Genomic DNA, 12037 nt, shown 5'->3' with positions numbered 1-12037 from the left:
ATAGTTATTTCTGATGAATATATAATTGAGATTAGATATCGTTTTATACTATTAGAGCCCTAATATATTTTCTGGAGGTGTGTGATGAAAAAGTCATGGGCAGCACTATTGTGTGTTGTATGTCTAACGTCTGTTGCAGGTGTGGTAGGTGCAGAAAATAATAGTTCTACAAGTGTAGATAGTGTGAATGAATCTCAAAATACTGTGAGTAATGAGCAGTCAAGACGCATGAAAGATATTACGGTTACGGCTACTCGTACGGAGGCTTTAGTTCGCGATGTGCCAATTGCGACAACGATTATTTCACAAGAGGAAATTAAAGATCGCCAATATCGTAATTTAGAGCAAGCCTTACAAAGTGTGCCAGGCGTTGCTTTCAGCACCGATGCCCACGGTGGACAAAATATTACGATGCGTGGTGCCGAATCTCGTCATACATTAATTCTTATTGATGGACGACGTGTTACGGGAGAGTTGACGAAAACAAGAGCTAATGCTATGGGCTGGCTTCGTCAAGGCATGGATAATGTGGAGCGCATCGAAATAACGCGTGGTCCTTCGAGTGCCCTTTATGGTTCCGAGGCGAATGGTGGGGTTATTAATATTATTACAAAGCAATCTAGAAAGCCAAGTGTAGAGGTTAATACTGAAATTTCTCGTCGTGATGCATCGAGTGCGACAGGATATAACTTCAATGTATTGGCTCGTAGTGGGCAAAAAGGAAAGTGGAACGGATCGATTGGTGCAGGTATTCGCAGGAATATAGCGGGTAATAATGATTCTGGCTCGGATAATAATTATCATGGTGATCGGATACCGCTTCATTTTGACGTATCTTATCAAGCGGGAAAAAGAGATAAATTTTCCTTCTTTATAGATCGAGAAACTGAAGACTTGGATATGAATACGAAAAAGGGTAGCTCATTAACTCAATCGGTTGATAAAAATACGACTACTACAAGCACAGGTCTTCGTTGGAATGGTCGTCGCGGTCGGTCATCGCTTATGGTGCAGTCTTACTACAATCATTACAAAGACACCTATGATCAATATAAGCGCATGGGTGGCATAAAAAAACTATCCATTTGGGATGAATATTATAATAAAGAATGGATTACAGACGCACAGGTTAACACATCAATCGATAAGAAGAATCTCTTGACTTATGGCGTTCAATTCCGCCGTCAAGAAGCGATTAGTACGCGTATTAATAATGGCTCCATAGCATGGTCAAGAACTCGAGAAGGCATTACAGATACTGCGGGTAAGGCAACCATTAATTACGGTAGTTACTTTGTGCAACATCAATGGAAACCTAGTCGTAAATGGGTAATTATTCCTGCTGTTCGCTACGATACGTCAAATGCATTTGATAGCCATTGGTCGCCTAAGATTGGTATTACCTATAAAGCAAATGATAGTCTTCGCTTTAAAATGAACTATGGTGCAGGCTACTCCACACCTGGTATGACGGAAATGTATCATCATTGGCTTATGGCATCTAATGTGCCAAGAGGGCGATTAGGGGCTTTCGATATATATTTGCAAGGTAATCCTAATTTGAAACCTGAAAGCTCTTATAACTTTGATTTCTCTGTAGAAAAAGATTGGAAACGGACAAATGTTAAGGCGTCCTATTTCCACAATGTGATTAAAAATTATATTGAAAGTGGTGCCAATCGTATTGATATGGCAAATCGCCGTATTTATGTTTCGTATTCCAATTTACCTCGTGCTGTATTGCAAGGTGTGGAATTATCTGTAAATCATAAACTCAATGATAAATGGGATGTATTCGGTAACTATACTTATTTGGATGCGAAAAATGACGTTACCCATAATCGTCTGTTAAACCGTGGTCGCCATGTATTTAGTGGTGGTGTTAATTATCATCAAGGCCGTTGGACTGGTGCGTTCTGGGGTAACTATTACATTAACTACCTCGATGGCATTGATGCTATCGTTGTTAACCCACGTCTCAGTATCCCGAAAAAGAAAAATATTCAAACTTGGAATATCATGGTTATTCGTCAGTTGAATGACAATGCATCCATGTATGTAGGGGTTGAAAATATATTTGGTGAAAAACAAGACTTACGAGATATTCATGGCGCTACTTATCGCATGGGCCTTAACTTGCGTATGTAATAGTGAGATATTAATGTACGCGTGAAATGCTGAGACCTTAATGTATGAATGAAATACATGCATATGTATGGGTGTATGTAATATAGTGGCATTAATTTGAAACTATAATGTATGAGGTTTAGCTTGCATAAGTAATCTGCGAGGTGATCATTATCAATAAGCCATTATTATGTTTATTGGGGCTTGTTGCCGTTGTGGGAACTTTCACTACGGTTATGAGCTTTGAAGGCAAGCGAGAGGTATTCAGCGAGGCAGGTGCTATTCAGATTGAAGATGATACGAAGCAAATTGTGTCGTTGCCAAACATAGCAAGTCGTGTAGTATCCATTTCTTCGGCGGATAGTGAATTGCTTATCACTTTAGGTGTTAGCCCCGTAGGCGTAGTAAATTCAAGGGAGTTACCGGCAGATGTGCAGGCTAAAATTGCACAGTATCCGAATATGAATAGTGCTGTATCTCCAAGTATTGAACGAATTATTATGTCCGACCCGAATCTCGTTATCGGCATTGCCATGCCGTTTCAAACGGCGTTGCGCAAAGCTTTTAATGCGAATCATATTCCTAGCTTTTACCACTTATCCTCCAATTATAATGACATCATGGACCATATTCGACATGTGGGCACTATGACTGGTCATGATAGGGAGGCGGCTGCGTTGGTCCAGAAATATAATGATATCCTAACGGAAATCATACAGCGTCATAAAGATGAGTCTGCACCGCGTGTCCTCATCGTTTTTGGGACACCTACGAGTTACCAACTAGCCACCAGTAAAACATATGTGGGAGATATTTTCCAAAGATTAGGGGCAAAAAATGTGGCTGATGTATATTTGCCGCAGGATGTATCGGAGAATGCTTTGGATGGATATATTCCGCTTAATCTGGAGACGATGGCCGTTCTTGATTGTGACAAGGTTATCTTGATTAATCATGGCAGTAGCGGTGAGAAAGATATAGCAGCTTTTAAAAAGGCTTTTAAAACGCCGGCATGGCAGAATGTACCTGCTGTTGCTAATGGGAATATAGAGGTCTTGCCCGGTCCTTTGTTTGCGTCGGTGCCGACCGCTCGAATGGATCAAGTGTTATTATATGCGGAAAAGGTGTTATATGGACAATCTCATTAATGTGCAGGAACGTCGTGGCTTACGCGTTTTTGTGGCTGCGCTGATTCTGTTAATAGCAGGAGTGTTGCTGAGTATGAAACTGGGCGCCGTTCCATTAACTTGGGGCGAATTATACCAAATCATAACGGGTGGCGACACATCGAAAATTGGTCAAATTATCATGACTATACGCTTACCACGTGTTGTAGTGGGCTTTTTAGCTGGCATGAATCTTGCCTTAGCCGGTGTGATTTTACAAGGTATCTTGCGAAATCCTTTGGCGGATCCTGGCATTATTGGCATTACCTCTGGCGGTGCTTTGGCGGCTATGATTATTATGATTCTCATGCCTACTTACGTTATGCTTGTTCCTATTGGTGCTTTTGTTGGTGCGTTAGTGGCATCGTTTTTGGTTTATGGGATTTCTTGGCAAGGTGGACTCAATCCGTTACGCCTTATTTTGGCTGGTGTGGCTGTGGCTGCTTTTTTTGGCGGGTTTAATACGATTCTATCCGTATTTTATCCAGATCGTGTTCAAGGAACGGTGAGCTGGATGGCAGGTGGTTTTGTAGGGCGCAGCTGGGACGATGTAATGATGATCTGGCCTTATACGGCTATAGGAATTATTGGATCTATGATATCTATCAGATGGCTTACATTGCTTAGTTTAGGCGATGATACGGCGCGCACTTTAGGTGTGCATGTTGAAAGATGTCGATTGTCCTTACTCGTATTAGCTTCTTTATTAGCCGCATCAGCGGTGAGCGTGTCGGGAATGTTGGGCTTTGTAGGCCTTATCGTGCCTCATGTGGCGCGTCTCATTGTAGGTGTGGATTATCGCTATTTGATTCCTACGTCTATGGTTTTTGGTGGCATATTAATTGTTTATGCCGATACTTTGGCGCGCATGATGATTGCGCCTGGTGAAATCCCTGTAGGCGTACTGATGAGCTTTTTGGGTGCTCCATTCTTCTTGTATCTATTGAAAGGGGTGGGGCGAAGATGAGTGTGTTAACAGTCGATAATATAACGGTAGGTTATGGAAAACGATTGATACTGGAAAATCAATCCATCGTCTTTGATAAACCGGAAATAATATCTATTATCGGTCCGAATGGTTCGGGAAAATCAACGTTTTTGAAAGCTTTGGCCCGACTTATTAAGCTAAAACAAGGCACCATATCGCTGGATGAAAAATCTTTACATTCGTGGAATACAAAGGAATTAGCGCGCCATATAGCTTTGTTACCGCAAATTACGACAGCCCCTGAAGGAATGTTAGTTGAGCAGTTGGTTCGATCCGGACGAAATCCGTATGTATCTATTTTTAAGGAACTATCTGATGCGGATTTAGCTGCTGTGGAGCAGGCGATGAAATGCACAGATGTATGGAAATATCGGTATCGTCACATAGGGGAACTATCCGGCGGTGAACGGCAACGCGTATGGCTTTCATTAAGTTTGGCTCAAGAACCAAATATTTTACTCCTCGATGAACCGACTACTTATCTTGACAGTCGTCATCAAATTGAATTGATGGAACTGGTTAAACGGACACAGCGGGAACGAAATATTATGGTCGTTATGGTGCTACATGATTTGAATCTAGCTTTGCGCTATAGTGACCGCATTATTGCCATCAAAGAGGGGACTATCGTCGGTGATGGAGCTCCGCATATGATGATGACTGCAGAGAATCTAGCAAATTGGTTCGGCATTAAAGCGGATATTTTACAAAGTCCTCGTAGTGAAGAAACATGTCCTATATGTGTACCATATGGTCTTGCTTAAACAGAGGAGGTTGGATGCCGTATAGCTAGTTAATTGTTAGTTGTTTTAATGAGCTGTACACAATAGCAAAAAAAGCTATTGCGAAAATCACATACTGTTTATACCTTAAAGAGGCCCCACTTGTGGTGAGGGTCTCTTTATTATGGTAAAATATATGGTATACCAAATGGTTGGGTGAAACTTTCACGAAATGATGTACAAGAATAAGTACATTATAGAACCCGGATGGGGATTTTTAGTGAGGTAAAATAGTGGAATATATTATTTCGTTTATGGAAACATATGGCTATACGGCCATGTTTATTGCAATGGTTCTAGAAAATGCTAACGTGCCTATTCCGAGTGAAATCGTACTTGGTTTTGCGGGGTATTTGATAGCTCAAGGCATATTTGATATGCATACGACAATGGTAGTAGGTATCTTAGCAGGGATTGTTGGTTCTATAGTATCCTACTGGATGGGTGAGCATGGTGGGCGCCCTTTATTATTGAAATATGGTAAATATATATTTTTTAATGAACATAAATTTGAACTGGCAGAAAAGATGTTTAATAAATATGGCGGTGTAGCTGTATTTTTTGGTCGACTTTTACCCGGTGTTCGTACCTTTATCTCCTTTCCGGCAGGAATGGCACGCTATCCCATGTGGCATTTCATCATCTGGACGGTACTCGGTACGATTCCTTGGACGATTTTGCTCGTTTACTTAGGCAAGGTACTTGGTGAAAATTGGCAAGACCTTATCGAGTACAATCATGAGTTCTTGATTGGTATGATCGTTGTATTTGTCATTATAGCTGCAGTGCTGGGCTTTAGATACTATCGTAATCGTCGATAAGGAGACCCCTTATGAAACTCTCTCGATTAACACCAGTCGTATTTATTGTGTGGCTAGTGTTTTATATGTTTGGCAATAATATGTTGCCTGTTACAGATCCCGTTGAATCTAATTATGCGTTAACGGCAAAGGAAATGGTTCTTTCTGGTGATTGGCTATCTCCACAGATTTATGGTACTTATTGGTATGATAAACCAATCATGATTTATTGGCTCATTGCTCTTGGCTTTAAAGTCTTTGGAATTGCTGATTGGGTGGTGCGCCTACCGAGTGCTATTTTCGGTGCTTTGTCGGTGGCGACCATGTATCAATCTACGCGTACCATGAGCGGTAAGTGGGCGCTTGGTCTCATTGGGGCATCCGTTCTAGGCACATCTCTCATGTTCTGGACCGTAGCTCATGGCGTTATTACAGATATGGTGCTCCTTTATACGACATTGATGGTCATGATTTACTCCTACAAGGGTCTGGTAGAACAGAAACCATATGCCATGATTGTAGCTTATGTATTCGCTGCTTTAGGTGTACTCACTAAAGGTCCTGTAGCTATTGTGTTGCCTGGTATGATTTTACTTGTTTTTGCAGGCATTAATCGTTCTTGGTCTATGGTGAAAGCTATCTTTGATTGGCGTGGCATTTTAGCTTTTTGTGTAGTTTGTTTGCCGTGGTATATGTACATGTACAGTGTTCATGGTCAAGACTTTATCAATGGCTTCTTAGGGCTTCATAATGTGACTCGCGCTACTCAATCGGAGCATCCAGAAGATAATGTGTGGTGGTATTATCTCGCTATCTTCCTTGGTGCATCTATGCCGTGGACCGGTGCCGTTGTTTACGGTATAATCGATGGTTTCAAACAACGCCACACAGGTTTTATCTATAATATGACTTGGGGTGTAGGGATTGTTTTATTCTACACGTTAATGGCTACCAAATATCCACTATATACCTTTGTTAGCTTGGTCCCATTTAGCGCTATCGGTGCTTTGGGCGTTATGAAGCTTATTCGCAAAGGTAAATCTAGAGCCTTAAAATGGATTATTATGGGGCCCACATTGCTTTTGTGGATTGCTTATGTAGCAGGTTCTTTTTTTGCACCATGGGGTTTTTATTGCTTGCTCTATGTCGTGGTTGCTATGGCGATATTGTTTATGTTCTATGCGTGGTATACGAGAAGAGGATATCGTTTAGTTACAATTATTGTACTTGGTACGATAGTTATATCTTCTATAGTTGTTATGGAAGGCTTAGAGCCATTTGTTAAGCAGCGTAGTAATATTGATGTTGTTCCAGTAGTAGATTCCTATGAAGGGGATGTCTATTACTATAATGGCTATAGTACGGCTGTTGTGTATTATACGGGTCATAAGGTTATCAAGATTAATGGTGATGAAAGTCGCTGGGATGATCGAGATAAATTGAAAAAACGTAGCGCTGAATGGCAGAAGAAATATCTCATGGAACAAGTAAGTGAAGAGGAATTTAATAAGACTATCGAATCTGGTAAGCCACTTATGTTAATCGTTCCTAAAGGGGAGGTTAAGCATTTCCGTCAGTCCTCCATTTATCCACATGTATCTGAGTCTAGTGAAGCAGGTACATCTGAAGTTTACGTATTAAATAAAAAGACTCTATTCAAATAATTGTGAAAACTTAATAAACATTAAAAACAGGTAGTATCCAATGATATGTATCCCCTTTACTGGTTGTCTAGTAAAGGGGGTACATATCACAACGAATACTATCTGTTTTTTTGTTAATTAGCACCTTACCACTTTTCGTTAATTAGTTGTTTGCTGTTTTTGGTTAATTAAAATCTTGCGGTTTTATGTTATCTGAAAGTTTACTGGTGTTGATCCTATATATACTATCTATTTATTTGCCTTTTATATTAAAATGCTTATTTAAATGAATAGGATCTTGTCTATATTGACATTTTTCGTACATAAATAATAATACCTACAATATTAATATGATTTATTGACATGATTAATACATATTGATATAGTAGGTTATATTAAGTTTAGAAGACGAGGTGTTCTAAAGCCTGATTTCATCTAAGGTATAGAAAAATGCGAAAAGTGACATGAGTCAGAAACGCCCCTTGTTGTGAGGTAGAAAGAGGGGACATTATGAAGAAAACTTGGTATCTAATCATTGCTATCGTGCTGTTGATAGTAAGTGGGTTGGCGTATGGTTATCATGAACACAGTAAACCAAAGACCGCCCAAGAATTAAAAACTGTACGCGTAGCGTATTTGCCGATTACTCATGCGCTACCCGTATTTGCTACGAAGGAACTGGAGACAGCAGATGGTCCAGTCCATGTAGAGCTTGTTAAATATGGTTCCTGGCCGGAACTTATGGATGCGCTCAATACCGGTAAAGTAGACGCTGCAGCCGTTCTCGTTGAACTCGGAGTAAAGGCTCGTGAACAGGGAATTGATGTGCGCGCAGCGGCATTAGGCCATACGGAAGGCAACATTATCGTTGTAAATAACGACATTAATTCTGTACAGGATTTGAAAGGCAAATCCTTTGCTATCCCTCATAAGCAATCTACACAAAAGATTCTCGTAGACCTTATGCTTGAACGGGCAGGCCTTAGTGAGAAGGATGTACAGATAGTGGAGATGAGTCCTCCTGAAATGCCGTCCGCATTGTCGGTCGGTCAAATCGCTGGGTATAGTGTGGCTGAGCCTTTCGGTTCTCTTGCCATAGAAATGGGCGCCGGGAAGGTCTTTGAAGACCCTGATCACTTATGGCATGACAATATCTGCTGCGCCCTCGTGTTCAACGGTCAATTTGTCGATGAACACCACGACTTGGCGAAGGCTTTCACAAAAGCCTATCTCGATGCAGGTACATATTTAGATGAGCATCCGAAGGCGCAAAAGGAGATTGCCTTGAAATATATGAAATTTAAGGATCCTGTTATCGAGCGTTCCTTGCAAGTAATTGGTTTTGGAGATTTGGCCCTCACCGAGGATCGTTATAATGCGCTCGTGCATCACATGACTCATGTCGATTTGATTAAAAAGGTGCCGAGTTATTCGGAGTTTGTAGATACATCGCTATTGCCATAGGGGGTAGACCATGAAAAAATACACATATGTGCCGGGCGCGTTCATCGCGGTCTGGCTGATTTGGGAGCTGGTTGTCCGCATCGGCGGATTTAACGAAGCCTTGTTGCCGACGCCGTACAAGGTGCTGCTCGGCTTCGGGGAACTCATCGGGGACGGCGTATTGTTCAAGGATATTGCGGACAGTTTGGTGCGCTTTTTCATCGGCTATATCATTTCCGTCGTAGCCGGTGTGTTTTTAGGCCTTATTTTAGGTTGGTATAAGGGCATTTGGAATTATATTAATCCTATCGTTCAGGTGATTCGTCCTATTTCACCGGTAGCATGGTTGCCGTTTATCGTTCTGTTTTTCGGTATCGGTCAAGCGCCTGCTATCGTTATCATCTTTATCGCGGCGTTTTTCCCGGTTCTATTGTCCACGGTGTCCGCGATTCAGAATATCGATCCCGTATACATCAAGGTGGCTCGAAATTTTGGTATCAAGCAGCCGGAGTTGTTATTTAAAATTGTATTGCCCGCGGTGTTTCCTGGTATTGCATCAGGACTTCACATCGCGCTTGGTACGGCGTGGATATTCCTGGTGACGGGGGAAATGGTAGGTTCCCAGACGGGGCTCGGATTCCTCATCATCGATATGCGGAACAATTTGCGCAACGACCTTTTGATGGTGGCGATTCTGATGATTGGCTTTGTGGGACTTTTACTCGATTGGGGCGTATCCCTCATCGAAAAATGGATTTATAGACGTTGGGGCATTGAGGAATAGGAGGTGGACGCATGGGTTACATTTCGGTGCGCAATGCACACAAGGAATTTATGAAAGATGGAGAACCGCTCACCATCCTTGAAAATATTAATCTGGACATTGAACGAGGTGAATTTATTTGTCTCTTAGGTCCTTCCGGGTCAGGTAAAAGTACGCTTTTAAATGCTATGGCAGGCTTTGAGCTCGTTACTTCGGGCTCCGTTACCATCGACGGCGCGGAGGTGAAAGCACCTCAACTGCGGTATGTAACGGTCTTTCAAAATTACGGACTGTTGCCGTGGCGAACGGTGGAAAGCAATATTGAACTGGGCCTTGAAAGTAAGAATGTGCCTAAGGAAGAGAGACCTGCTATCATCGACAAATACGTGAAAATGGTGGGGCTCGACCATGCGCACAATCGCTATCCGGCGGAGTTGTCCGGTGGGATGCAGCAACGTGTATCCATTGCGCGGGCGTTGGCGGTCGATCCGGACATTATCTTCATGGATGAACCGCTAGGGGCCCTCGATGCGTTGACACGCATCAATTTACAGGATGAAATCTCCCGTATCTGCCGTGAAGAGGGTAAAACGGTCGTATTCGTTACGCATGATATCGAAGAGGCGGTGGTTCTTGCGGATCGCGTCGTAGTGCTCGCTGCTAATCCGGGACGGGTGCAAACCATTATCCCCGTCAATCTCATCGATAGGACGGACAGGACCTCGGCGTCCTTCGTCAATATTCGAAACCACATATTTGAACAATTCCAACTCGCCAAAGAAGACAAAATCGAGTTTTATATATAAATGTGATGTTGCATGTAGATATATTTGAGTATTAATTTTGCATCAAACTTTCAGAAATGGGTGCTACTATAAATATAGTAACAGCAACATTTTATGTAGTGCGTGATTATCGGATATAGTATCACATATCATGATTGGGCATCGTAATATATGGATTGTATTACTATAGGTTTTAGTGTATAAATACAGTATATAAAAGCTTGATAATCATGATATACAGCATTATTAATTATATGGTTCGGTAGTATAAATTGGGGGAAATCCTATGTCCTTATTTGCACCAGAGGAAGAAAAAACGCTGTCTTTTGATGAATATATAGCCTCGTTTGATACGAATCAGATTGCAAAAGTACAGCAGTTTGTAGATTGGCTCGGTCAATATAGGGGAGAGCTTGTTCACAATCCGTGGGGTGAGGTGAATACTGCTCTCGAAATTGTTCGGTCTGGCTTTGATGCGGCTCAGGTGCGTCGTAATAATTTGATGGCGTATTTGTTGCCGCGGTTGGGACGCTCCAAAATCTTTGTGGTGGCGGAGGCTGTTGGATATCAAGGTGGGCGCTTTTCGGGCATTGCCATTACTTGTGAACGCATGTTGTTGGATAAGCATAAAACGATTCGGGCCCATCAGATAACACCTGTTACATTACACAGAACTAGTTCCCCTGTGAGTCCTATGCTGAAACGGACTCAACAGGAACAAGGGTTCAACGAACCTACGGATACGGTAGTATGGAGTGCCATCATTGAACAGGGAATCGATCCATACGATGCACTGTTGTGGAATATATTTCCCTTTCATCCTCATAAGGCGGGCGAACCGCTCACTAATCGGACACCGACCGAGTCGGAGCAGCAGCTGGGCTGGAAATATACGAAAAGACTGCTGGCATTGCATACCGAATTAGGTGGACCGAAGCCGCTCGTGCTCGCTGTCGGTCAAAAATCGGCGGACACGATGGGGCGATTCGGCCTTTCAGCCATCGGTCTTAGACATCCGGCTAACGGTGGGGCTAATTTATACCGTGAAGGTTTTGCTAAAGCTATAGGCCAATCAATATGGTGAGGCGTTGAGGAACATCGCCATTGACAAACGGTTGGCATCTATTATGAAGATATCGCCTACGAGTAGCGCTTTCACTACTCGAATTCTCGTTGCATTGCTGGTGAGTGCATATTGAAGGATTTTATAAAAGTATGCCAGATGATAAATAATGAAATGCTTTGGGGCGGTTCGGTTTGAGCCGCCCTTTTAAGTAGTAGTAAAATTTTATGTTACTTTTGATGAATCAAGCGTAGAACTCTTTTGTTTATGTTGTTTTTATGTTATAATGAGCACAACGTATGAAAGTGAGGCTTTCATCAAAACAGATCGGACTATATTGCACTGCGTATCGGATTGAGATAAAAACAGAAGTCTCTTGCGGTTGAAGCATCTGATAGTGCACTATACTCATTTGCTACGGCAAATGGCACACAAACTAGGAACGGCAAAATTTGATAGCGCATTTTTGCGCCCATT

Annotated in this window: 10 protein-coding genes and 1 pseudogene; all 11 read left to right on the top strand. The window is 42.1% G+C overall.

The genetic code is table 11. The features are described from left to right. The first annotated feature begins 84 nt into the window (after positions 1-84). Positions 85-2148, top strand: a complete 2064-nt coding sequence (locus E7B10_RS03495) for a TonB-dependent receptor (RefSeq protein WP_316055494.1) — start codon at positions 85-87, stop codon at positions 2146-2148. Between the two features lie 215 nt (positions 2149-2363). Further along, positions 2364-3275 carry an ABC transporter substrate-binding protein gene (locus E7B10_RS03490; RefSeq protein ID WP_316055493.1) on the top strand — a complete coding sequence of 304 codons (912 nt, stop codon included), beginning with the start codon at positions 2364-2366 and terminating at the stop codon, positions 3273-3275. Next, positions 3259-4260, top strand: a complete 1002-nt coding sequence (locus E7B10_RS03485) for an iron ABC transporter permease (RefSeq protein WP_008602154.1) — start codon at positions 3259-3261, stop codon at positions 4258-4260. The genes E7B10_RS03490 and E7B10_RS03485 overlap by 17 nt, the downstream gene beginning before the upstream one ends. Further along, positions 4257-5045 (top strand): ABC transporter ATP-binding protein, encoded by a 789-nt coding sequence (locus E7B10_RS03480; protein WP_278457352.1) that lies wholly within the window; start codon positions 4257-4259, stop codon positions 5043-5045. Before E7B10_RS03485 ends, E7B10_RS03480 begins: the two co-directional genes overlap by 4 nt. Before the next feature lie 251 nt (positions 5046-5296). Beyond that, positions 5297-5884, top strand: coding sequence for a DedA family protein (locus E7B10_RS03475; RefSeq protein ID WP_004694680.1), 588 nt, complete (start codon positions 5297-5299; stop codon positions 5882-5884). An 11-nt stretch (positions 5885-5895) separates the two neighbouring features. Continuing rightward, complete coding sequence (locus E7B10_RS03470) at positions 5896-7527, top strand: glycosyltransferase family 39 protein (RefSeq protein WP_316055492.1); 1632 nt, start codon at positions 5896-5898, stop codon at positions 7525-7527. 489 nt (positions 7528-8016) lie between these two features. After that, on the top strand, positions 8017-8970 hold the full coding sequence (locus E7B10_RS03465; protein ID WP_287510663.1) for an ABC transporter substrate-binding protein: 954 nt from the start codon (positions 8017-8019) through the stop codon (positions 8968-8970). A gap of 10 nt (positions 8971-8980) precedes the next feature. Continuing rightward, complete coding sequence (locus E7B10_RS03460; protein WP_287510661.1) at positions 8981-9733, top strand: ABC transporter permease; 753 nt, start codon at positions 8981-8983, stop codon at positions 9731-9733. A gap of 11 nt (positions 9734-9744) precedes the next feature. Continuing rightward, positions 9745-10518, top strand: a complete 774-nt coding sequence (locus E7B10_RS03455; protein ID WP_287510659.1) for an ABC transporter ATP-binding protein — start codon at positions 9745-9747, stop codon at positions 10516-10518. A gap of 265 nt (positions 10519-10783) precedes the next feature. Next, complete coding sequence (locus tag E7B10_RS03450) at positions 10784-11581, top strand: uracil-DNA glycosylase (RefSeq protein WP_123138167.1); 798 nt, start codon at positions 10784-10786, stop codon at positions 11579-11581. Beyond that, positions 11565-11690 (top strand): annotated as a pseudogene (locus tag E7B10_RS03445) (DUF805 domain-containing protein); the annotation flags it as partial. The gene E7B10_RS03450 and the pseudogene E7B10_RS03445, both read left to right, overlap by 17 nt. Between the last annotated feature and the right edge of the window lie 347 nt (positions 11691-12037).

The organism is Veillonella sp. (genome assembly GCF_032470285.1).
Lineage (GTDB): Bacteria > Bacillota > Negativicutes > Veillonellales > Veillonellaceae > Veillonella.
The sequence above is the reverse complement of the archived record's forward strand: the minus strand, read 5'-3'. Positions and strand labels throughout refer to the sequence as shown.